The sequence below is a fragment of the Dyadobacter sp. SRI_021 genome (assembly GCF_057586235.1).
In genome coordinates, this window is the sequence record NZ_JBYCZM010000001.1 from 916,251 (window position 1) to 937,653 (window position 21,403).

The following is a 21,403-nucleotide window of genomic DNA, read 5'->3' on the forward strand; positions in this document are numbered from 1 at the left end:
GGGATATTTGGGAACTGAATGCGCCTGCTTACCGCGTTCCGGTAATCATCTGGCTGGTTATTTCTTTCTCAAAAGTAATGTAGCCGGGATAATTGACCTGCTTTCCGGCTATATCCAGCGTCGGCCTCACCTTCACAACAAACTTCGATGGCCTGGCATCCGACTTGCCGGTGAGGGCGAGGATCATGTCTACAAACTGATCGCGCGTTTTGTCGTTCGAAAGCAACTGGTACGCATTGGTTTGCAGGCTTACAGGTACCCGCGTGGGCGTAGTGCCCGGCATTACTTCAATCAATTGGCTCAGATAGCCGTTAAAAATCTCGCTTTCTGTCAGCAGCACCTTGTATTCCAGCTGGTTGATCGCCGCCCGCTTGCGGGTAGGATTCGTGATATCCACGTTCACCCGGAGGTTCAACGGTACATCTTTTCGTAACAGTCCCATGGCCAACCGCGGATACCTGGCCAGGTCGAAATCGCTGAAACTTCTGATATTCCTGAACTCGCGGATGTCGATCCCCGCCAGATACACGCTATCGACCGATGCAATATCATATTTACAATCACCAAAAACCTTCGCTTCCGAAACCTGGCGGCTCACGCCGCAACTTGTCATTACAACCGCAACCAGGACGATTGCAGCCAACCAAATGTGTTTTTTCATTACAATGTATTTTTCGCAAGTTAAACAGTAGGTATCAGAACGCATACCCGGGGCAGGGATTATTACTTTCTGGTGTTATTTTTTTGCGTGCTTTCTAGCCAGCCTCTACATTTGCACACTCTAATTTTCACCCAATCGACACGAACAATGGCCAGCTGGTATTTAGGAAAAATTCGGTATCAAAAAGAAGATGAAGCAGGAAGGTTGAAAACGATCAATGAGACGTACCTCGTGGATGCAGTTTCATACACCGAGTCGGAAGCGAGGCTGTACAAGCAGATCCTCACCGATGCCAGCGATTTCAGCGTGACCGCCATCAGCAGAATGCGCCTCGCCGACCTCTTCTCGTATGAAGAAGGCGAACAGTGGTTTAAAGCGAAGGTCATTTACTTCTCCGTAGATGAAAAAAGCGGCAAGGAGAAGAAAATTGTAAACTATATGCTGGTGAATGCGGAAGGCATCCAGCAAGCCCTCGACCGGATCAACGAAAGCATGCGCAACTTCCTGATCCCGTACGAAGTGACTGACATTACCCTCACGCCTATCCTCGATGTGTTCCCATACTCAGCAGATGAAGATAAGGAACCGGAGATTCCCGCCAATATGCGTCCGCTATCCGAGGTAATGGCCGAACGCGCACAGGCGGAGGCTAGCACGGAAACCGTGGTTCCAGTAGAGAACGCATAACAAATGTCATCCTGAGCGCAGTCGGAGGGCATGTGAGACGCCTCCGTACTGACTGTCTTCGACTTCGCTCCTGACATTTATCAAACATCAGTCATTCACCTTCAATACTGTATACCCCTTGGCATTCGCCGTATATGGATCTTTTCCAAAGTTTTTCAGTTTCAATACTACATCCTTAGAATTGATTTCCGAGAGCAATAAATCCGAAGGCAGCAGGTTCATGTAATCGAATGAAACCGGTAGGCTAACGGCGCTTTCGACAAATTCCAGGCCGTAGAGCGGGTAGACACTGAATGGTGTTTTGGTAAGCCAGATTTTCTCCTGACTACCGGAAGTGGCGTAAGTCAGGTCGTATTCCGTACTGGTAAGGCCGAATTCCTCTCTTTTATTTTCTGTGGGAATTACGTAGGTCTTGAAATCGTCCTGCTGTTGCTTTTTCGTATCCGCATCAGGTTTAAATTCTTTCACCACCTCATTAATCCTCACTTTCTTCCCGTCCTCGTCCGTGCCGCAGAAAATGTATTTCCCGTCGGGGAAGCCGATGACAAAATCGAACGATTTCCCACCCTGTCCGAAACTTGTTTCCTTTACAAAACACATCGCACCGGTAACCGGGTCGAGGTGTACTTTAAGTGTACCTGAAGTCTTGTCGGCTTTGTTCTGGTAATCGAAAACCAATGCGTGGCTGAAATAGTACTGGCCTTTGTCGGGCTTCCAAAGCAATGCGCGCTGCTTGTCGGCGGGTATCTTTTTCGGGGCTTGTGCCGATGCCGGCAAAACAGCGCCCAGGAGGCACACCGAGAGAGTGAAGATAGAAATGTAGCGTTTCATTTTACAGGTTCTTTAAAATAGATGCAAGCTAGAAAGAGCCTGCTGAAAAACCATACCATCGCTGCATTTTCCACGAACATCGTAAATTGCACCGCATTTGACCAATCTACATGAGTCTTTCATTCCAGCAAAAAAACATTACCCTTGCCCCGGGTCGTCGCATTTACTTCGCGTCGGACTTTCACCTTGGAGTACCCACCGCCACTGCAAGCCGTGAGCGCGAAAGGCGCATCGTAAGCTGGCTGGAATCGATCAGGCACGATGCGCAGGTCATCTTTCTCGTAGGCGATATTTTTGATTTCTGGTTTGAATACAACCGGGCGATACCGAAAGGCTTTGTGCGTTTGCTGGGCAAGCTGGCAGAGCTGGCAGATGATGGAATCGAACTTGTCATTTTCACAGGCAACCATGATATGTGGATGTCGGGCTACCTCACCGAAGAACTCGGTGCACCCATTTACCGCAATCCGGTAAGCTTCACCGTTACCTCATCGACAGGACAGAAAAAGCTCCTCGTTGGCCACGGCGACGGTCTGGGCCCGGGAGACCATACCTACAAGTTTTTGAAGAAGGTATTCGAAAACCGCTTTTTCCAGTGGCTCTTCCGCGTCGTACACCCGGACGTGGGCATGTGGATCGCCTCCGAATGGTCGAAACGCAGCCGGCTGGCCAATGTCAATAAGGGTGAAGAGCGCTTTTTGGGTGCGGACCATGAATGGCTATTTCAGTATTGCCGTGAGGTGGAAGCCGTAGCCCCGCACGACTACTACATTTTCGGGCACCGGCACCTGGTGCTGGACATGCATGTCAGTGCCCATTCACGCTACATTAACCTCGGCGAATGGGTTACCCAGCAGCATTATGCCGTATTTGACGGAAATGATTTGCAGTTGAAGAAGTTCGAACCGGCGGTTTAGTTTCCGCTCCGCTTTTTGGCGGCTTCCACTTCGGCAGGACTTGGAACGATGAAGTCCTGCTTCGTAATATTTTCACGCGGGGTTGCATTCAGCTCTTTGCTCCAGTCCTTTTGTTTCAAATCCCCGTTTTTAACAGATTTGATAAACTTAGCCCATGCAAATGGATTCAGGAATGGAAAGCTCGTCGCAAAGCCCTTGTTCGCCGCCGATTCCCGGCCGAACATCAGCTGGTCCATCGAATACCGGTAGTTGGTCTGCGCGTTGTTGGGCATTTGGGCTGCAAGACGGTTGATATAATCCGGATCTGTGCTTTTTGCCAATGCATCCCGCTCTGCCTGATCTGGCAATTTGAGTGCGAGAAAAGCTTTTTTAAATTCCTCTTCGGTCGAATAAGGGTAAATCGTTACACCGGAAAGTGTCACTACATCCTCTCGCAGGGCCACAATCGCCGAATAGATATCCGAGTTGTAGCCTCTCGGAACAATGTGGAATTGCTTTTTATATCCTACATAACTGAACACGATACTATCGCCCGGGAAAACCGGAATCGTAAATGAACCGTCGCTATTAGCAAGCGTTCCCCGTCCAGCATTGACGATAAAAATGGTGGCACCCGGCAAGCGCTCCGTGGTTTTACCTCCCACGACTACCCCCGAGAAGATAATCGCCTTCTGTTCACCTTGAGCAAATGCTTCCCGCCCACACAACATTCCCGCCAGCACGAGGAAAAATATTAAAAGACTTCGTTTCATTCCTTCCAGATTACGCCCCGGGAAGCACCCGGAACTTTGATTAGCACGATGATAAATTTCTCTTCAAATAGTGTTTGCTGAATGCCTGTAAAAATTCCGTTCCTTATTTTACAAACGACCTGAGTAACCAGGCATTGCCTTATGAATTATACAAAGCGATTTTGCTCAGGAAAATAACTTCAAAAATGTAACAATAAATGGCGCCGACAGCAAAAGACCGTCGAAACGGTCGAGGAAGCCGCCGTGGCCCGGAATACTGCTTCCCGAGTCCTTGATGGCAATACTCCGCTTGAACAACGACTCCACCAGGTCGCCGTAAGTACCGACCACTACAATAATGGCGCCGATGCAATACCACTTCCAGGGTTCGAAGGTACGGAAATAATGCCCCAGCGCAAATGCGATGATCCCCGCAAACACAGCGCTGCCCATAGACCCTTCCCAGGATTTTTTCGGCGAAATGCGCTCGAACAGCTTCCTTTTCCCAAACTTGGTACCTGCGAAATACCCCCCGATATCCGACGCCCACAAGAGCAGCAGACTGCCGAGCACGATCTCGTAATTGTAAATTCCTCCGCGCAGCGCCATCACGATGATCAACGCGAACGGCAACGCGACGTAAATAATGCCCAGGAACGTAAAACCGATGTTCGTAAAAGGTTTTAGGTCGTTCTTTTTATAGAGTTTGATAAAAAAGATCATCGACAGCAGCGGGCTGATAATGAAGTAATTTTCAAACTCGACAATGTCCTGTTCAATCAAATACGCAAGAAGTATCATGACTGTGCCACAGAACGTACCATAATATGTCAGCGGCTGGTTACCGTCGAGGCCGAGCAGTTTGTAAAATTCAAGCTGTGTGAGGGAGCTGATGGCGCAAAAAAGCAGCAAAAACGACCATTCACTGTAAACAATGCAACTAATAATGACAAATACGCCCGCTAACCCGGTGATGGTCCTTTGCTGTAAATTACTCAGGTTGTTTAAGCGCTTCTTCATTCGTTAGTATTGTTTGGGCCGTCGCTAGGTCGGCCGCGGGCACATGCACTTCAAAGTTTCCAAAGATCGGGTAGTTGCTGTCCTGTTTGTTCACAATCACCGCCCCGATTCCATTCTGTTCCAAAACCTCCCGGGCAATTTCGGCCCGGATCGCCTGCCCGCTCTGGTAGGCCTTCGCCCAGTTATTCTCCATTATTTTGAAAATGTTAAATTATCTTAAAAGTTACGCGGAACACCGGTTCGCGTCCCATGCCCGTTCTTTCTGATCACTTGCAGAATAGCGGCGGACACAATCACCGAAGCCGCAATAAGCGTCAACGGCATCGATTTTGCCTCCTCAATATTGATCTCTACTAAACCCACATTATGTAAGTACATCATTACCAGCACAAAACCATTATTAACGAAATGCGCCAGGACAGCCACCCACAAATTGCTGGTCCAATAATACAGATAGCCGAACAATGCACCAAGCATCATACGCGGCAGAAAGCCATAAAATTGAAAGTGAATAGCACTAAAAATAGCCGCCGACACCCAGATCGCGACGTGAATATTGCGCAATTCCTGAGAAAGCTTCGTCTGGATCACTCCTCTGAAAAGGGTTTCCTCACCCACCGCCGGGAGCACGGTTACCACGAACAATGCGATCAGCAGCTGACCAAAACTGGTATAACTCGTAAGAAACTCGGTCATCACCGAAAGTTGGTCTTCCTTGTCGCGCATCCATTTTTCGAGCCCCGATAATGCATCCGGCAAATCCATTGCCTGGTTCCATTCTATAAACTTGCTATTGGCCGGGATAAATGCCAGTACCAGCACAAATGCCAATATCCAGATGTACGGTGCAGGTTTTTTGTCTGCACTCAGGTCGCCGATGCTGCGGCGTTCGATATAGAACCAATAAATGAGCGTAGGAAGCAAATAGGAAAAGAAATGGACCACTCCCTGCATGATCATCAGCGCATTCCATCCATTTGGTATTTTTTCGGGTTCGGCGAATAGCTGGGTAAGCAGGGCTGTAACGCTTTCAGTGTCCGCACCGAGGTAAACCGCAAGCACCATTACAGCCAGTACATTGCCTACGGCCATGCCGATAAGCATGAAGCCGACCAGTACCAACAAACTGCCCCAGGTGCCGGGTACGCGCGAAACAACCAGATTCGGGTTACTATTTTGCATAATTGGTGTAAATTTACAGTTTATTATCATATTACTGCGAAGTGGTATTGAAGGATTATGGTTAAGATTGGAAATATAGAACTGAGTGATTTTCCGTTGCTGCTCGCGCCGATGGAGGACGTAAGCGACCCGCCGTTCCGTGCGGTGTGCAAGGAAAACGGCGCCGATTTGATGTACACCGAATTTGTGTCGTCGGAAGGGCTTATTCGCGATGCTGCCAAAAGCGTTCAGAAACTGGATATTTTTGAGTACGAAAGACCGGTGGGTATCCAGCTTTTCGGTAGCGACGTAGAAACCATGGGCTCATGCGCAGAGATTGCCTCACGCGTGAATCCCGACCTGATCGATATCAACTATGGCTGCCCCGTAAAGAATGTCGCTTGCCGCGGGGCGGGCGCTGCATTGTTGCAGGACATTCCCAAAATGGTGAAGATGACGGAATCGGTTATCAAATCGACGCATTTGCCCGTGACGGTCAAAACACGTCTGGGTTGGGATGAGAACACCAAGAATGTTGAGGAAGTCGCCGAACGTTTGCAGGATATCGGCATCAAAGCATTGTCCGTGCATGGCCGCACGCGCGTGCAGATGTATAAAGGCTCCGCCGACTGGTCGCTCATCGCCAAAATCAAAGAAAACCCACGCATTACCATCCCTATTTTTGGCAATGGCGATATCGATACGCCCGAGAAGGCATTGGAATACAAAAATACCTACGGCGTGGACGGTATTATGATCGGCCGTGCCACCATAGGTAATCCCTGGATCTTCAATGAGATCAAGCATTACCTCAAAACCGGTGAAAAACTGCCGCCGCCCACCATGGAGCAGCGCGTGGATGTTTGCCGCAGGCACCTCGAATTCTCTATCCGCTGGAAAGGCCCGGTAGCGGGTGTTTTTGAAATGAGAAGGCATTATACCAACTATTTCAAAGGGCTGGAACACTTCAAACCTTACAGAATGCGCCTCGTGGAAGCGCCTACATTTGACGAACTCGACAGCATACTCAAAGAAATCTCGAACGATTACAGTGAAATGGTATGCTGAAAGTAAATGTGGGCAACAAGCCGCAGGCCGAGCAGCCTGAAAACGGTCATGCATTTGAAATAGATCAACGGAAAGAAGGCTGGTTCATTAATGGGAATATTTTCGACGGCGACATTGCGTCGCTCGGCGGCGACCGTTTCCACGTAATCTGGCAAAACAAATCCTACAATATCGAGGTAATCGACCGTAACCCGGCTGAGAAAACGACGCATTTGCTCATCAACGGCCAGCATTACCACACCACAGCAAAGGACGACCTGGACCTTTTGCTCGAAAAAATGGGGATGCAGAACGGCTCCGCTCAAAAAATCAACAATGTAAAGGCTCCCATGCCGGGCCTGATCCAGTCCATCGCCGTAGCCGAAGGCGACAGTATTGCCAAGGGCGACAACCTGCTCGTGCTCGTGGCGATGAAAATGGAAAATGTGATCAAATCGTCGGGCAGCGGGGTCATTAAAACGCTGAAAGTGACGCCAGGACAGATTGTGGAAAAAAACCAGGTATTATTGGAGTTTCACTAAATTACTTGTGATTCTGAACTTCGTCCGCTTATTTTTACGGATCAAAACACCACTCACAACCATGCCGGAACCAAAATATAAACGTTTATTACTGAAACTCAGCGGAGAAGCACTCAACGGGGGCGACAAAGCCCAGGTCATCGACTTTAACATTCTCGACAATTATGCCAAGGAAATCAAAAGGATTACCGAGGTCGGCGTACAGGTTGCAATCGTAATTGGTGGTGGAAACATATTCCGCGGGGCTTCTGTGGAAAAATCAGGGATCGACCGCGTGCAGGGCGATCATATGGGCATGCTCGCGACTGTGATCAACGGGATGGCCATCCAGAGTTCGCTGGAAAAACATGGAATGAACACACGCCTGATGTCGGCGATCAAAATGGAGCAAGTTTGCGAGCCATTGATCCGCCGCCGCGCAGTGCGCCACCTCGAAAAAGGACGTGTGGTGATTTTCGGAGCAGGAACCGGCAACCCTTATTTTACAACCGACACAACCGCAGGCCTTCGCGCCATCGAGTCGGAATCGGAAGTGGTTTTGAAGGGTACGCGTGTAGACGGCGTTTATACGGCCGATCCGGAGAAAGACCCATCTGCAACGAAGTATGACCAGCTTTCATTCGACGAAGCCCTGGCTAAAAATCTCAAGATCATGGATCTCACCGCATTCACGTTGTGTAAGGAAAATGATCTGCCGATCATCGTATTCGACATGAACAAGCCTGGTAACCTGTACGACCTCGTAATGGGCGGCAATGTCGGAACCCTGATCTCGAATCAATAGAAAAATACAGCTTACTATAAAACAATGGAAGAAATAGAATTATATCTGGACGACGCCAAGGATACAATGGAAGGCGCAATCAAACACCTTATTATTGAATTGGGTAAAATCCGCGCCGGAAAAGCATCCCCACAAATGCTGGAAGGTCTTCAGATCGAATACTATGGTTCAATGACGCCGATCCAGAACGTGGCGACGATCAACACGCCCGATGCACGGACGCTCGCTATCAAACCTTTCGAGAAGAAGATTATCAACGATATCGAAAAGGCGATCCGCAATAGTAACCTGGGCTTCTCCCCTTCGAACGATGGCGAGCTGATCCGGATTTCTGTTCCCCCATTGAATGAAGAGCGCCGCCGCGAGCTTGTAAAACGCGCGAAAAACGAGATTGAAACCGCGAAGATCAACGTTCGTAACATTCGTCAGGACGCGAACAACTCGCTGAGAAAACTGACTAAGGAAGGTGTTTCCGAGGATTTGGTAAAATCTAGCGAGGAACGCGTTCAGAAACTGACCGACAGCTTTGTGGCCAAAATCGAACAGATATTCTCCGTGAAGGAAAAGGAGATCATGGAAGTATAAGACGACTGATTCTAACCTTGACCAACTTCGGCTGTCGGCTATCGGCAGTCGATTTTTTTTGAAAAACTTCGGCTTTCGGCAATCAGCTGTCGGCTTTTTTAAAAGAACTTCGGCCGTCGGCTATCGCCTATCAGACTTTAAAAAAGCCGATTGCCGACAGCCGACAGCCGAGGTAAACCAACTACCGAAGTAAAACTTACTTTTTCGCGCTGAAACCTTCGAACCCCCTGTGGTTCGACTCTTCGTACAGGCGCTCTTTCGGCAGGCTGCGGAAATAATCGTATGTGATGCGAAGACCTTCTTCGCGGGACACTTTTGGCTCCCAGCCCAGGATTTCCTTCGCTTTCGAGATATCCGGCTGGCGTTGCTTAGGATCGTCTTGCGGAAGCGGCTTGTACACCACTTTCTGGTCAGTACCGGTCAGCTTGATGATCTCTTCTGCAAACTGCCCGATGGTGATCTCCTTAGGGTTACCGATGTTGACAGGCAGCGAGTAGTCGCTCATGAGCAAGCGATAGATACCTTCCACCAAATCATCCACATAGCAGAATGAGCGGGTTTGGGTACCATCACCGAACACGGTAATATCCTCGCCGCGCAATGCCTGGCCCATGAATGCCGGCAACACACGTCCGTCGTTGAGGCGCATTCTAGGTCCGTAAGTATTGAAAATACGTACAATGCGTGTTTCCAGGCCGTGGTAACGGTGGTAAGCCATCGTGATCGCCTCCTGGTAACGTTTCGCCTCGTCGTAGCAGCCACGCGGCCCGATCGGGTTCACGTGGCCCCAGTAATCTTCTGTTTGCGGGTGCACGAGCGGGTCTCCGTATACCTCCGAAGTAGAGGCAATAATGAAACGTGATTTTTTGGCACGGGCCAATCCCAACAGGTTATGCGTTCCCATTGCCCCTACTTTGAGCGTCTGGATAGGGATTTTCAGATAGTCGATCGGACTGGCGGGAGATGCGAAGTGCATAATGTAGTCGAGCTCGCCCGGTACGTGCACGTATTTCGTCACATCATGATGGTAAAACTCGAAATTCGGGTTGGGCATCAGGTGTTCGATATTGCGCATATCGCCGGTAATCAGGTTGTCCATCCCGATCACGTACATTCCCTCCTTTAAAAAACGCTCGCAGAGGTGCGAACCCAGGAAACCTGCTGCTCCCGTAATTAAAACACGTTTCATTAAGATGAGTAAGTTAGAGTATTTACTAGTTTATGATCAGGCCGGCACTACCTTCTCACGACCGATGCTGTAATAGGTATACCCCATTTCGCGCATCTGATCGAGTTCGTACAGGTTCCTGCCGTCGAAAATCACTTTGTTTTTCAGCAGTTTACCCATTTTCTCAAATTCCGGCGTGCGGAACTGAGGCCATTCTGTAAAGATCATTAGCGCATCGGCATCATCAAGTGCCGCGTAAGGTGTGTGGCAGAACGTCACTTTATCGCCCAGAACTCCCTTTACATTTGGCATCGCCTCAGGGTCGTAGGCAGTCACTTTTGCGCCGGCTGCGAGCAATGCTTCGATATTTTCCAACGCTGGCGCTTCGCGGATATCGTCGGTATAAGGTTTGAATGCCAATCCCCAAACCGCGATCGTTTTGCCTTTCAATCCATCCGGAAAGTACCCTTCTACCATCGGAAGCAGTTTCTTCTTTTGGTCGTAGTTCACATCCATTACGGATTTCAGAATGCGGAAATCATAATTGTAATCCAGGGAAGTTTTGGCCAATGCCTGGACGTCTTTCGGGAAACAGCTACCACCGTATCCGATACCCGCGAAAAGGAAACGTTTGCCGATACGGCTGTCCGTTCCGATACCACGACGAATATCATCTACATTGGCACCTACTTTCTCACAAAGGTTTGCGATTTCGTTCATGAACGTGATCTTCATCGCCAGGAACGAGTTTGCCGCGTATTTGGTCATTTCCGCCGAACGCTCATCCATGAAGATCACCGGGTTACCCTGGCGTACCAAGGGAGCATACAACTTCTCCATTACCTTTTTGGCTTTTTCCGAGGTCGTACCCACCACTACACGATCGGGCTTCATAAAATCTTCCACGGCCACGCCTTCCCGAAGGAACTCGGGATTCGATACCACGTCAAATTCTACTTTGGCGTTTTTTGCGATTGCTGCACGTACTTTTTCAGCCGTTCCAACCGGTACCGTGCTTTTGTCGATGATCACTGCATATTGATCCAGGATCGGTCCGAGATCATCGGCAACTTTGAGAATATATTTTAAGTCGGCCGAGCCGTCCTCACCCGGAGGGGTTGGTAATGCAAGGAATATCACCTGCGCATCCTTCACACCTTCCGCCAGACTAGTCGTAAACAACAAGCGCCCCTCGGCCACATTGCGGTCGAATAACACGTCGAGGCCCGGCTCGTAAATGGGTATTTCTCCTTTTTGAAGGCGTTCAACCTTTCTGACGTCGATGTCGACGCAAGTAACCTGGTTGCCGGTCTCGGCAAAGCAGGTACCTGTCACCAAACCCACGTATCCTGTTCCTACTACTGCAATTTTCATAAACGGTTAATTATTATATAGCTGTTTTGGCACTTGTTTAATAAAATCCGGGAATTGTACTTAACTAAGTCCAGTGCGTAAGGACGGATGCAAAAGTAATTTTTTTAAGTGAATGTTCACCTCCGCGATTTGGATTTGTTCGTTACTGGCTAGCGATTTTGTCGCATTCTCACTATCATTGGGTAATCACACAAATATAATCATCAACACCCATGGACACACGAGAAAAGGACCTGACTAATAACCCCTCCGGCGAAATATGTAACCTCATCCAACAAACCGTCAGGGATTTCGCAGCGCTGCATATCAAGCCGCATATCCGTACCTGGGACGAGCAACAGCACTTTCCGAAGGAAGTTTTCAGAGCCATGGGCGAGCTGGGCCTCATGGGCATGCTCATTCCCGAAAGCCTCGGCGGCGCAGGCCTCGGCTACCGCGAATATGTGACGGCGATCGTCGAACTGGCGAAAGTTGACCCGTCGGTAGCCTTGTCGATGGCGGCGCACAATTCGCTTTGTACCAATCATATATACATGTTCGGCACCGATGAGCAGAAGCAAAAATACCTCCCCGGCCTCGCCTCGGGCACGCTTGTGGGTGCGTGGGGCCTTACCGAACCCAATACCGGTTCCGACGCTGGCAATATGCGCACGGTGGCCGTGCGGGACGGCAATGACTGGGTGATCAATGGTTCCAAAAACTTCATTACCAACGGCAAAAGCGCCGATGTACTGGTAGTGATGACCCGTACCGGTGAGCCCGGCGACAAGCATGGTGCTACCGCATTCGTACTCGACACCACAACCCCGGGCTTCACCGCAGGCCGTAAGGAGGATAAGTTAGGCATGCGTGCCTCCGAAACCGTCGAGTTGCTATTTCAGGATTGCCGCATTCCCGACGGCCAGCGGCTGGGCGAAATCGGTGACGGGTTTATCCAGTCGCTTAAAGTGCTCGACGGGGGCCGCATTTCCATTGCAGCGTTGGGTGTAGGCACGGCCTGGGGTGCATACGAGGCCGCATTGGCTTATTCCAAAGAACGCAAGCAGTTCGGTAAAGCGATCTGCGATTTCCAGGCCATCGCATTCAAACTCGCTGATATGTACACCGACGTCCAGGCGTCGTCTCTACTCACCTTCCACGCGGCAGCATTGAAAGACGCCGGTGAAAAAGTGACACTGGCGAGCTCAGTGGCCAAATACCACTCCTCTGAGACCGCCGTGCGCGTAGCTAATGACGCAGTGCAAATATTTGGTGGATATGGCTTTGTGAAGGATTATCCCGTCGAGAAATTCTACCGCGACAGCAAGCTCTGTACCATCGGAGAGGGCACGAGTGAGATACAGAAGATAGTTATATCAAAAGAAATATTGAAATAATCATATTTTATTTCAAACCGCCTATCCTATGGCACAACCGATAAGCAAGTTTCCATGTATGTTGGTCCCGGAACAATAGGAAGCAAGTCAGGTTATGGCTATTTTCGCCATAGACCTTAAACCGACTTGTTATGACCCCTTTCATTGTTCTGCTCGTCCTGGTGGTGCTCACCATTCTGATGACCGTCAAGGTTGTCCCTCAGCAAAGCGCTTACATTCTGGAACGTCTGGGAAAGTTTTATGCCGTCCTGCAACCGGGCGTCAATTTCATCATTCCCTTTTTCGACCGGATCGCCTACAAGTACACGCTCAAAGAAGCGGCTGTGGATATTCCCGAGCAGATCTGTATCACCCGCGATAACGTGCAGGTACGCATGGACGGGGTCATTTTCATCCAAGTAATAGATCCGCGAAAAGCCGCTTACGGTATTTCTGACTATACATTTGCAGTAATTCAATTAGCACAGACCACCATGCGGAGCGAGATCGGTAAGCTGGACCTTGACAAGACTTTCGAGGAACGTATGACGATCAACCGTGCTGTGGTTGAATCCATCGACGAGGCGGCCACGGGCTGGGGTGTGAAAGTGCTCCGCTACGAAATCAAGAACATTACCCCGCCGCAAAGCGTGTTGAATGCGATGGAGAAACAAATGCAGGCGGAGCGGGAACGCCGTGCGGTGATCCTGCAATCGGATGGTGAAAAGCAGGCTGCGATCAACGTGGCCGAGGGACAAAAGCAGAAGGTGGTACTGGAGTCGGAAGGTATCCGTCTACGACAAATCAACGAGGCTGAAGGTGAGGCTTCGGCCTTGAAATCGGTGGCAGAAGCTACGGCCGAAAGTATCCGGTTGGTAGCACAGGCCATCCGCGAGGAAGGCGGTGCCGAGGCAGTGCAATTGAAAGTGGCTGAAAACTACGTGGAGCAGTTTGGTAAAATAGCCAAGGCCGGCAATACGCTCATCCTCCCTGCCAACCTGGCCGACATGGGCTCGCTCATCGCGACGGCTTTAACCGTAGTCAAATCGTCGGAACACAAGCAATAGTATCATGGATTTGACCTTACCGCAGATTTGGCTCATCGTAGGGCTGGTAATGCTTTTGGCAGAACTGGTCAGCGTCCTGCTCGTGTTCGTTTTCTTCGCGGCCGGCGCATTGCTCACATCCCTCCTTACGTCTATCGGGCTACTGCCAAGCACCGAAAGCCAGATACTGGCATTTTCGGCGATATCATTGATTTCACTGCTCGTACTTCGAAAACATGCCCGCAGGTTGCTCGAACGCCGTTCCGCGGCAGAGTACAGTGAATTTGCCGGCGAAACCGCCATGGTGATCCGCGACATTCCCGGTAACGGCGAAGGCCGAATTTATTACCGCGGCGCCGAATGGAAAGCCATTTCAGAAAATCATCAGAATATTCCGGCCGGCAGCAAAGTGGTGATTAAAAAAACAGAAGGCATTGTCCTGATCGTGGAAGAATCCTGATTTTCAATATTAATCCAAACAAAAAGCCGTGAGCATGATCGATTCGTACTCACGGCTTTTTGCTTATCCTAAAAAATTCACTTTTTCAACGCTTCCTCCACCGGATGCCCGATATTACCACTGGCTGGCAAAATGTGCAGCAAAGAAGCAATGGTAGGCGCGATGTCGCAAACGGAAGTCCTTTTTACAGTCTCACCTTTGTTGATGCCCCAGCCAAACATCACGAACGGAACCTGGGTGTCGTAATTGTAAGGTGTACCGTGGGATGTTCCCGTGGAAGTTCCGTAGAACCAGCCCGGCTGCGATATTACCTGCAAATCCCCGCTGCGTTTCGCGTTCACATTGTTTTTATACAGTTCCAGCTGATAAGTATTCAGTGGAGCCTTGCCCATGTCGGTCAGGTCGATCACGTCGGCAATGCCCGGCACAGTCAATGCTGCATCGCGTACCACGCTGTGTGCGGCTGCAATAGTGATATTCTTTTTTCTCAAAAGGCTGTGATCCAAATAGAGCTGATTATTGTCCGTAGCTATCACATACTTATCTTGTCCAAAAGCCTCATTCAGCGCATCGGTAACGGAATTGGTCAACAACTTACGATCCACCAGGCCTGCTGGCAGCTTGTGCTCTTTCGCGAAGCCGGGAACATCCACAACCCCGTGGTCGGCGGTCAGGAACACGGTGTATTGCCCTTTTCCTACCCAGCTATCGAGGAAGTTGAACAAATCGGCAAACTCGCGGTCCAGGCGCAGGAAATCATCCTGCTGCTCCACGGAGTTCGGGCCTACACGGTGGCCAATTTTATCGGTCGATGAAAAGCTGATCGCCAGGAAATCGGTATCCGTTCCTTTTCCAAGCTGCTCGCCTTTGATCGCCTCAATAGCCATTTCCTTCGTGATGGTGTTACCCCACGGCGTGTCGGTCACAATCCCAAATGCATCGCCCGCCATTCCAACGAGTTCATAAGGGAATACCGGCTTTTTCGCTCCGGGCAGCTTGCCTTCCCAGGGCACATCGTCGGGAGAGCTCTGGGTGTACGCGTCCGCTGTCAGCAGGAGGTCCCAGCCCTTTTGCGCATAAACGGCCGGCATTTTCTTTGCATTGTAATCTTTGGCCCATTGCGGTAAATCGTCCATATAATAGGTACTACTCACCCAGTTACCGGTTTTGGAATCAAACCAGTAGGCAGCGTTCGCGGCATGGCCTGCGGGCAGGATCGAGCCGCGGTCCTTAATAGCTACGCCAATGGTTTTAGAACGGAAGTTGGTCGCAATGCGAAGTTGATCGGTCACCGTGCTCACGAGCAGATTTCGCGGTGACATTTTACCGACCGCCACATTGCTGCTTCCTACGGTTTTTACGGTACTGTCTTCCACGCAATACACGTCCTGTTTCGCAATGGGATCATACCATTCGTTACCAACAATCCCGTTGATCGCCGGTACCGAGCCCGTGTACGCCGATGCGTGACCCGCGGCCGTTACCGTGAGCGCGTAGCTGTAATGATTGTTGCGGCAGTTGAAGCCCTCGTTCATCATTCTTTTGAAACCGCCCTCGGTATACTGGTCGTAATAGCGGTACAGGTAATCGTAACGCATCTGATCTACTACAATGCCTACCACCAGTTTGGGTCGGGCAAGCGCAGTTGACTTTGTGCCCTCAGCCTTCGGGGCTGCGGCCTTCTTGGGGGTTTGCGCGGAAACGGCCGTTGTAGCCATTGCAGCAAACACCCAGCAAGCTAGTTTTTTCACAGTTAAGGGATTTAGATAAAACAAAAAAACTGCGGAGCCCGGTACCGTCTGAACCCGGTATGGCCCGCAGCAAATACACTTTTCAGTTTACTTTTTCAATGCTTCCTGCACTGGATTACCTACGTTGCCGCTTGGGGGCAGAATGTGCAGCAATGCTGAAATGGTAGGAGCAATGTCAGCAATAGAGGTACGACGAAGCGTTTCCCCCTTGTTGATACCCCAGCCATACAGCAGGAAAGGCACGTGTGTATCGTAATTGTAAGGCGTGCCGTGGTCGGTACCGGTGCTCATGGTCGAAGCAAACCAGCCCGGTTGCAGCAACACCTGCAAATCGCCGCTGCGCTTGGCATTGATGTTGTTCTTAAACAGCTCCAATTGATAGGTATTCAATGGTGCTTTACCCATGTCGCGCAGGTTAATCACGTCGGCTACGCCATCCACAGCCAGCAATGCATCCCGCAATGTCTGGTACACATCAGCCACGGTGATCTTCTTCTCTTTCAGGATCGCTTTGTTGAGGTAAAGCTGGTAGTTTTCAAATGCAGAAACATATTCCGCCTCGCCGTAGGCATCGTTCAGCGTTTTCACGATGGTGCGTGTCAGGGTGGTGGCACTTAGCAGGCCCGCAGGCAGCTTATGCTCCTGCCAGAATGCGGGCACATCCATGGCCCCGTGGTCGGCGGTGAGGAATACGGTGTAATTGCCCTTGCCTGCCCAGCTATCGAGGAAGTTGAAGAAATCAGCGAACTCGCGATCCAGTTTCAGGTAGTCGTCCTCCTGCTCTACCGAGTTCGGCCCAAACATATGGCCGATACGATCGGGCGAAGAAAAGCTAACGGCGAGGAAGTCAGTGTCGGCACCTTTGCCTAGGTTTTCGCCCTTGATTGCGGCGATAGCCATTTCTTTGGTAATCGTGTTGCCCCATGGCGAAGTTGTCATCGGGCCGTATGCATCGCCTGCATTGCCTGTTAGGTCATGCGGGAATACCGGCTTGGTAGCCGTCGAGAGTTTCCCTTCCCAGGGCACATCGTCCGGTGAGCTTTGGGTATATTCTCCAATAGGCAACAATGTATTCCAGCCTTTGCCCATGTACTCGGCAGGCTTTTTCAGGCCGTTATAATCGGCAACCCATTGTGGCAATTTGTCCATGTAATAAGTACTTGTCACGAAATTCCCGGTTTTGGAATCAAACCAGTAGGCACCTGATGCCGCGTGACCGGCCGGCAGAATGGAGGCGCGGTCTTTGATCGCTACGCCAATGGTTTTCGAACGAAAGTTGGTGGCGATACGAAGCTGATCGGTAACGGTTGTAACGAGCAGGTTCCGCGGTGACATTTTGCCTACCGTCACATTACTGCTGCCTACCGTTGCTACTGTGTTGTCATCTGTACAATATACGTTTTTAGCTTGCGCAACGTCATACCAGTCATTACCCACAATGCCATTCATAGCCGGCATCGAGCCCGTATACACAGCCGAATGCCCTGCCGCTGTTACGGTCAATGCGTAATGGTAATGGTTGTTACGGCAGTTGAAACCCTCATTGATGAGCCTTTTCAAACCGCCTTCTTTATATTTGTCGTAATAGCGGTACAGGTAATCGTAACGCATCTGGTCGACGACCATGCCGACTACCAGCTTGGGCCTTTCCAGCCTGGTTGCAGCCGGGGAAGCCGCCCCGCCCGTTTTACTTTTGGTTTGGGCCAAAACAGGTTGAATAATGACGAGTCCCGCGAACAAAACTCGGAGAAGCGGATGATGGATCAATTTCATTGTGATGCTATTGACAGCGTGAGGTTCCGTGTAAATATTACTCGGCAAAGATAAAGATGTACTACGTTTAAAAGCAGAAAACCGGCGTGCTTTTCACGACCGGCTCTCTGAATCTTAATTTTATTTTAATCTTATTTTTTATCGCTTCCACCAAGTTGCGCAGGGGCTCCCCCCGTTTGAACGCCTTTTTTGGCCTTCTCAAAATCACCGGCTTTGATGATCACGAGCTTGTTGTAGTCAATATGCTTGTTAAATGCAGCTTTGATCTGTTCCGGTGTCAATGCGTCTATTTTCTTCTCAAAATCGGCATCCCATTGCATGGTACGGTTTAGATAAAGGTTGCTGCTAAGCGTGGTGGTGAGGGACGCATCCTGCGAGCGCGCCACCTGCCGCGACTGCAGATATCCCGATTTGGCAGCCTTCAACTCATCCGCTGTAAACCCTTCCTTCATGACCTTTTCGATTTCCTCTTTGAACGCCGCTTCCAGTTTCTCCGCATTTTGAGGAGCATAAATGGCATACGACATGAATGTCCCGTTCTTATCCAGCGGGCTGGCCGAGAATTGCGAGCCCACGCCGTAGCTCAACCCCTCCTTCTGACGAATGCGGGTAGCGAGGCGCGAGTTCAGGAAGCCTCCGCCGAGCATATAATTACCCATAATCAATGCCGGGTAATCAGGATCGGTGTCCTGCAAGGGCATATTCAATCCGGCGACAAACATCGCATTGGCCTTGTCCGGCGTTTCGATCGCCTTGTTTTCGGCTTTTACAGGCTGATAAGGCGAGCTTATGCGGGTGAATGGCTTGGCGCTTTTCCAGTTTCCGAATTCGTCGTTCAGGATTTTCTGGATCACATCCTTATCGAAATCGCCCACCACGGTCGCCGAAGCATTATTAGCTCCATAAAACTCCTTGTGAAACTGCCGGATCTGATCGATGGTCGTGGCCTTAATACTCTCGACGTCCTCATCGAATGTACCGACGTAGCGCACATCGCTTTTCGGATAGGGCGAGGTAATGCGGCGGTATTGATTAAACGCGATGGCCTGTGGTTCACTGCGTTGCGATTCGATGCCCGCGAGCTCCTCCTGTTTCAGTTTTTCAAACTCGTTTTCGTCGAATGCAGGGGTTTTCAATACTTCTGCTACCAGTTTCATCACGGCAGGCAGGTTCTCTTTGGTGGTTTCGATACTCGCCCCCGCCTGGTTTGTATTACCGAAGAAGCTGACACGTGCTTTCAGGCGGTCAAATTCATCTTTCACTTGCTGGCGCGTTTTGGTTTTGGTGCCCTTGTCAAGCATCGAGCCGGTCAGGTCGGAGATTGTGGCCTTGTTTTGCAGGCTCTTCTCGTCACCGAAGCGGAGGAAAATGCGCGCCGCTACTACATTCCCGCGGGTCTTTTTAGGAAGCAATGCAGTTTCAATGGTGTTTGGCTTCTCTACCCGCGTTGTACGGCTTTCTACATTCGCTGGCGAAGGATCGAATGCCTCACCTTCCGCTACCACGGCCTCGCCTTTGTAATCTTTTACGAGGTCGGCTACTTTCGGCGCTTCGGGAATTTCGGCCCGCACCGGATTAGCTTCCGGCATGAACGTTCCCAGTGTGCGGTTGGATGGTTTGAAATAATATTGTGCAACCCGGGCTACGTCCTCAGGTGTTACTTTGCGGATATTGTCACGGAAAAGGAATGCCAGCCGCCAGTCGCCGGTGGCGATGGACTCGCTGATACTCAACCCTACCCTTTCCGAGTTCCGGAATTCGAGGTCCCAGTTTTTGAGAATCGTTGTTTTGGCCCGTTCTACATCTTCTTTCGACGGTTTGAAAGTGGCGGTAGAATCCAGCGTAGCAATAAATGCCTTTTTCGCTTCGTCAAGAGATTTCTCTTTCAGGATCTCAGCCCCGAACAACACGAAACCGGGATCGTATAGCTGGAATGTGTATCCAAATTGCGACGAAGCTTTCTTCGTGTCCACGAGGTTTTTATACAATCTGCCGTTCGGCTCGGTGGTAAGTACTTCGGTGAGTACCTCCATTGCCGGGTAGTCGGCGTGCGAGCCGGGCATGATATGGTACATCGCCATCAGCATTTGCACATCGCCGGTTCTCTTCAGCTCTACAAAGCGCTCGCCGTCCTGGGTAGGCTCGACGGTGTAGGACTGCGGGAGAACGCGAGTCGGTTTGGGTATTTTGCCAAAATAATCGTTGATCAACGCCAGTGTTTTAGGCTCGTCGATCTTTCCGGCGACGGTCAGCACTGCATTATCGGGCTGGTAATATCTTTTGTAGAACGCTTGCAGATTTTCAATGGGTACACGCTCGATGTCGGAGCGATTACCGATCGTCGATTTGCCATAATTGTGCCACAGGTAGCCGCCCGAAATAACCCGCTGCATTAGCACGCGGAACGGACTGTTTTCGCCCGATTCGAACTCATTGCGCACTACGCTGAATTCACTATCAAGGTCCTTTTTAGCGATAAATGAGTTTACCATCCGGTCGGATTCGAGGTCGAGCGCCCATTTGAGGTTCTCGTCGGAAGCCGCGAAGGTTTCAAAATAATTGGTACGGTCGTACCACGTGGTGCCATTCGGTCGTGCACCATGCTCGGTGAGCTCCTGTGGAATGTTAATATGCCTCGGAGAGCCCTTGAACACCAGGTGTTCGAGCAAGTGCGCCATCCCTGTTTCTCCATAACCCTCATGGCGCGAGCCTACCAGGTAGGTAACATTCACCGTGATGGTCGGCTTTGACGGATCGGGGAACATCAGTACTTTCAGGCCGTTCTCGAGATTGTATTCTGTAATCCCTTCGACCGACGTCACTTTTGTAACGCCTTTGGGCAGCTGCTGTGCCTCGGAAGGCATTGCCAGCATTACGGCGAGCATCATTCCGACCAGCGAGCCGTGCCTGAACAAATTTGTTCTTTTAGATTTCATGACCATATTAAAAACCATTAGTTTAGATTTATAATCCTTGAAAATAGTGCAGAATATCACATTTACCAATGGATTGGTGACAAATGGCAAAATATATACGTTGCAACATAATGTCGTATGAGGCGTGTATGGGTTGCATATGAATTTTCAAACATGTCCCTCATTTCAAAATAATGAATACGAGTAAAAGTGCCCCGTACCTGTGTTCCTTCTTTGCGGCAATAATGCTTTCGGCCTGCGCAGGAAATGGAATACCTATTTCATCCAATACCAAGTATCCGATCGAGGTCCTGTACGATAACCAGCCGCTGGAACGCCCCTATTCCGAACTGGCGGTGGTGGAAATCAGCAGCGAGGATTCCCTCACGGCCGACCAAACCAAGGACAAAAGAATGATGTTCCGCGGAAACGATGCGAAGACGAAAGAGCTCCTGACCGCGCGACTGGTAATGAAGGCCCAGAAAATCGGCGCCGATGCGATTATCAACGTCAAATACAAATACTACACGAGCGTGAACAAGGAAGGCTATATACTGAGCGGGCTGGCCGTGCGGTACCGCGGAGAATGACACTT

The 21,403-nt window shown here is 50.2% G+C and carries 21 protein-coding genes; 10 read left to right on the plus strand and 11 right to left on the minus strand.

The window, feature by feature from the left end; all coding sequences use genetic code 11:
• Window positions 1-28 precede the first annotated feature (28 nt).
• Entirely contained in the window at window positions 29-661 is a 633-nt protein-coding gene (locus AC2YIT_RS03810; RefSeq protein ID WP_487278274.1) for a hypothetical protein, read from the minus strand.
• A gap of 147 nt (window positions 662-808) precedes the next feature.
• Between AC2YIT_RS03810 and AC2YIT_RS03815 the strand changes: the two genes are divergently transcribed.
• Window positions 809-1,348: a DUF4494 domain-containing protein gene (locus AC2YIT_RS03815; RefSeq protein WP_430842284.1), complete on the plus strand. Its 540-nt coding sequence runs from the start codon at window positions 809-811 to the stop codon at window positions 1,346-1,348.
• Window positions 1,349-1,435: 87 nt separating this feature from the next.
• Here AC2YIT_RS03815 and AC2YIT_RS03820 read toward each other — a convergent pair whose 3' ends face one another.
• The gene (locus tag AC2YIT_RS03820; RefSeq protein WP_430842282.1) at window positions 1,436-2,179 is read right to left on the minus strand and encodes a hypothetical protein; all 744 of its coding nucleotides are present in this window, start codon (window positions 2,177-2,179) and stop codon (window positions 1,436-1,438) included.
• 110 nt (window positions 2,180-2,289) lie between these two features.
• Here AC2YIT_RS03820 and AC2YIT_RS03825 point away from each other — a divergent pair, with 110 nt between their 5' ends.
• The gene (locus AC2YIT_RS03825; RefSeq protein WP_487278275.1) at window positions 2,290-3,096 is read left to right on the plus strand and encodes a UDP-2,3-diacylglucosamine diphosphatase; all 807 of its coding nucleotides are present in this window, start codon (window positions 2,290-2,292) and stop codon (window positions 3,094-3,096) included.
• Here the strand turns inward: AC2YIT_RS03825 and AC2YIT_RS03830 are convergent.
• The 4 genes from AC2YIT_RS03830 to AC2YIT_RS03845 form a co-directional block, all read right to left on the minus strand.
• Complete coding sequence (locus AC2YIT_RS03830) at window positions 3,093-3,848, minus strand: carboxypeptidase-like regulatory domain-containing protein (RefSeq protein ID WP_487278276.1); 756 nt, start codon at window positions 3,846-3,848, stop codon at window positions 3,093-3,095. The genes AC2YIT_RS03825 and AC2YIT_RS03830 overlap by 4 nt on opposite strands.
• Window positions 3,849-4,013: 165 nt before the next feature.
• Complete coding sequence (locus AC2YIT_RS03835) at window positions 4,014-4,847, minus strand: phosphatidate cytidylyltransferase (RefSeq protein WP_430842276.1); 834 nt, start codon at window positions 4,845-4,847, stop codon at window positions 4,014-4,016.
• Complete coding sequence (locus AC2YIT_RS03840; RefSeq protein WP_430842274.1) at window positions 4,819-5,040, minus strand: putative signal transducing protein; 222 nt, start codon at window positions 5,038-5,040, stop codon at window positions 4,819-4,821. The genes AC2YIT_RS03835 and AC2YIT_RS03840 overlap by 29 nt, the downstream gene beginning before the upstream one ends.
• A gap of 23 nt (window positions 5,041-5,063) precedes the next feature.
• Window positions 5,064-6,029, minus strand: coding sequence for a CPBP family intramembrane glutamic endopeptidase (locus AC2YIT_RS03845; protein ID WP_487278277.1), 966 nt, complete (start codon window positions 6,027-6,029; stop codon window positions 5,064-5,066).
• 57 nt (window positions 6,030-6,086) lie between these two features.
• Between AC2YIT_RS03845 and dusB the strand changes: the two genes are divergently transcribed.
• The 4 genes from dusB to frr all read left to right on the plus strand — a co-directional run bounded on the left by dusB (window position 6,087) and on the right by frr (window position 8,966).
• On the plus strand, window positions 6,087-7,076 hold the full coding sequence (gene dusB / locus AC2YIT_RS03850) for a tRNA dihydrouridine synthase DusB (RefSeq protein ID WP_430842270.1): 990 nt from the start codon (window positions 6,087-6,089) through the stop codon (window positions 7,074-7,076).
• On the plus strand, window positions 7,070-7,597 hold the full coding sequence (locus tag AC2YIT_RS03855; protein WP_430842268.1) for an acyl-CoA carboxylase biotin carboxyl carrier protein subunit: 528 nt from the start codon (window positions 7,070-7,072) through the stop codon (window positions 7,595-7,597). The genes dusB and AC2YIT_RS03855 overlap by 7 nt, the downstream gene beginning before the upstream one ends.
• A gap of 61 nt (window positions 7,598-7,658) precedes the next feature.
• The gene (gene pyrH, locus AC2YIT_RS03860) at window positions 7,659-8,381 is read left to right on the plus strand and encodes a UMP kinase (RefSeq protein ID WP_487278278.1); all 723 of its coding nucleotides are present in this window, start codon (window positions 7,659-7,661) and stop codon (window positions 8,379-8,381) included.
• A 24-nt stretch (window positions 8,382-8,405) separates the two neighbouring features.
• Window positions 8,406-8,966, plus strand: coding sequence for a ribosome recycling factor (gene frr / locus AC2YIT_RS03865; protein WP_487278279.1), 561 nt, complete (start codon window positions 8,406-8,408; stop codon window positions 8,964-8,966).
• Window positions 8,967-9,162: 196 nt separating this feature from the next.
• On the opposite strand, the gene AC2YIT_RS03870 is transcribed toward frr, so the two are convergent.
• Together AC2YIT_RS03870 and AC2YIT_RS03875 are read right to left on the minus strand one after the other, a co-directional pair.
• Window positions 9,163-10,155 carry a UDP-glucuronic acid decarboxylase family protein gene (locus AC2YIT_RS03870; protein WP_430842262.1) on the minus strand — a complete coding sequence of 331 codons (993 nt, stop codon included), beginning with the start codon at window positions 10,153-10,155 and terminating at the stop codon, window positions 9,163-9,165.
• Window positions 10,156-10,191: 36 nt separating this feature from the next.
• A complete protein-coding gene (locus AC2YIT_RS03875) occupies window positions 10,192-11,508 on the minus strand; it encodes a UDP-glucose dehydrogenase family protein (protein ID WP_487278280.1) in 1,317 nt (438 codons plus the stop codon).
• 212 nt (window positions 11,509-11,720) lie between these two features.
• On the opposite strand from AC2YIT_RS03875, the gene AC2YIT_RS03880 reads away from it, so the two are divergent.
• The 3 genes from AC2YIT_RS03880 (at window position 11,721) to AC2YIT_RS03890 (ending at window position 14,369) form a co-directional block, all read left to right on the plus strand.
• Window positions 11,721-12,884: an acyl-CoA dehydrogenase family protein gene (locus tag AC2YIT_RS03880; protein ID WP_487278281.1), complete on the plus strand. Its 1,164-nt coding sequence runs from the start codon at window positions 11,721-11,723 to the stop codon at window positions 12,882-12,884.
• A gap of 131 nt (window positions 12,885-13,015) precedes the next feature.
• A complete protein-coding gene (locus AC2YIT_RS03885) occupies window positions 13,016-13,930 on the plus strand; it encodes an SPFH domain-containing protein (RefSeq protein ID WP_106596933.1) in 915 nt (304 codons plus the stop codon).
• A gap of 4 nt (window positions 13,931-13,934) precedes the next feature.
• Complete coding sequence (locus AC2YIT_RS03890) at window positions 13,935-14,369, plus strand: NfeD family protein (protein WP_430842255.1); 435 nt, start codon at window positions 13,935-13,937, stop codon at window positions 14,367-14,369.
• Window positions 14,370-14,446: 77 nt separating this feature from the next.
• Here AC2YIT_RS03890 and pafA (AC2YIT_RS03895) read toward each other — a convergent pair whose 3' ends face one another.
• From pafA (AC2YIT_RS03895) to AC2YIT_RS03905, 3 genes are all read right to left on the minus strand, one after another.
• Entirely contained in the window at window positions 14,447-16,087 is a 1,641-nt protein-coding gene (gene pafA, locus AC2YIT_RS03895) for an alkaline phosphatase PafA (RefSeq protein WP_430843795.1), read from the minus strand.
• Window positions 16,088-16,207: 120 nt separating this feature from the next.
• The gene (pafA, locus tag AC2YIT_RS03900) at window positions 16,208-17,893 is read right to left on the minus strand and encodes an alkaline phosphatase PafA (protein WP_487278282.1); all 1,686 of its coding nucleotides are present in this window, start codon (window positions 17,891-17,893) and stop codon (window positions 16,208-16,210) included.
• Between the two features lie 131 nt (window positions 17,894-18,024).
• Window positions 18,025-20,835: a M16 family metallopeptidase gene (locus tag AC2YIT_RS03905; RefSeq protein WP_487278283.1), complete on the minus strand. Its 2,811-nt coding sequence runs from the start codon at window positions 20,833-20,835 to the stop codon at window positions 18,025-18,027.
• A gap of 167 nt (window positions 20,836-21,002) precedes the next feature.
• Between AC2YIT_RS03905 and AC2YIT_RS03910 the strand changes: the two genes are divergently transcribed.
• Window positions 21,003-21,398 carry a hypothetical protein gene (locus AC2YIT_RS03910; RefSeq protein WP_430842249.1) on the plus strand — a complete coding sequence of 132 codons (396 nt, stop codon included), beginning with the start codon at window positions 21,003-21,005 and terminating at the stop codon, window positions 21,396-21,398.
• The last annotated feature ends 5 nt before the right edge of the window (window positions 21,399-21,403 follow it).

What these genes read in the sequence shown, in the direction of transcription:
- AC2YIT_RS03810 (WP_487278274.1), bottom strand. Translation starts at nt 661, where the DNA reads ATGAAAAAACACATTTGGTTGGCTGCAATCGTCCTGGTTGCGGTTGTA.
- AC2YIT_RS03815 (WP_430842284.1), top strand. Translation starts at nt 809, where the DNA reads ATGGCCAGCTGGTATTTAGGAAAAATTCGGTATCAAAAAGAAGATGAA.
- AC2YIT_RS03820 (WP_430842282.1), bottom strand. Translation starts at nt 2,179, where the DNA reads ATGAAACGCTACATTTCTATCTTCACTCTCTCGGTGTGCCTCCTGGGC.
- AC2YIT_RS03825 (WP_487278275.1), top strand. Translation starts at nt 2,290, where the DNA reads ATGAGTCTTTCATTCCAGCAAAAAAACATTACCCTTGCCCCGGGTCGT.
- AC2YIT_RS03830 (WP_487278276.1), bottom strand. Translation starts at nt 3,848, where the DNA reads ATGAAACGAAGTCTTTTAATATTTTTCCTCGTGCTGGCGGGAATGTTG.
- AC2YIT_RS03835 (WP_430842276.1), bottom strand. Translation starts at nt 4,847, where the DNA reads ATGAAGAAGCGCTTAAACAACCTGAGTAATTTACAGCAAAGGACCATC.
- AC2YIT_RS03840 (WP_430842274.1), bottom strand. Translation starts at nt 5,040, where the DNA reads ATGGAGAATAACTGGGCGAAGGCCTACCAGAGCGGGCAGGCGATCCGG.
- AC2YIT_RS03845 (WP_487278277.1), bottom strand. Translation starts at nt 6,029, where the DNA reads ATGCAAAATAGTAACCCGAATCTGGTTGTTTCGCGCGTACCCGGCACC.
- dusB (WP_430842270.1), top strand. Translation starts at nt 6,087, where the DNA reads ATGGTTAAGATTGGAAATATAGAACTGAGTGATTTTCCGTTGCTGCTC.
- AC2YIT_RS03855 (WP_430842268.1), top strand. Translation starts at nt 7,070, where the DNA reads ATGCTGAAAGTAAATGTGGGCAACAAGCCGCAGGCCGAGCAGCCTGAA.
- pyrH (WP_487278278.1), top strand. Translation starts at nt 7,659, where the DNA reads ATGCCGGAACCAAAATATAAACGTTTATTACTGAAACTCAGCGGAGAA.
- frr (WP_487278279.1), top strand. Translation starts at nt 8,406, where the DNA reads ATGGAAGAAATAGAATTATATCTGGACGACGCCAAGGATACAATGGAA.
- AC2YIT_RS03870 (WP_430842262.1), bottom strand. Translation starts at nt 10,155, where the DNA reads ATGAAACGTGTTTTAATTACGGGAGCAGCAGGTTTCCTGGGTTCGCAC.
- AC2YIT_RS03875 (WP_487278280.1), bottom strand. Translation starts at nt 11,508, where the DNA reads ATGAAAATTGCAGTAGTAGGAACAGGATACGTGGGTTTGGTGACAGGT.
- AC2YIT_RS03880 (WP_487278281.1), top strand. Translation starts at nt 11,721, where the DNA reads ATGGACACACGAGAAAAGGACCTGACTAATAACCCCTCCGGCGAAATA.
- AC2YIT_RS03885 (WP_106596933.1), top strand. Translation starts at nt 13,016, where the DNA reads ATGACCCCTTTCATTGTTCTGCTCGTCCTGGTGGTGCTCACCATTCTG.
- AC2YIT_RS03890 (WP_430842255.1), top strand. Translation starts at nt 13,935, where the DNA reads ATGGATTTGACCTTACCGCAGATTTGGCTCATCGTAGGGCTGGTAATG.
- pafA (WP_430843795.1), bottom strand. Translation starts at nt 16,087, where the DNA reads ATGGCTACAACGGCCGTTTCCGCGCAAACCCCCAAGAAGGCCGCAGCC.
- pafA (WP_487278282.1), bottom strand. Translation starts at nt 17,893, where the DNA reads ATGAAATTGATCCATCATCCGCTTCTCCGAGTTTTGTTCGCGGGACTC.
- AC2YIT_RS03905 (WP_487278283.1), bottom strand. Translation starts at nt 20,835, where the DNA reads ATGGTCATGAAATCTAAAAGAACAAATTTGTTCAGGCACGGCTCGCTG.
- AC2YIT_RS03910 (WP_430842249.1), top strand. Translation starts at nt 21,003, where the DNA reads ATGAATACGAGTAAAAGTGCCCCGTACCTGTGTTCCTTCTTTGCGGCA.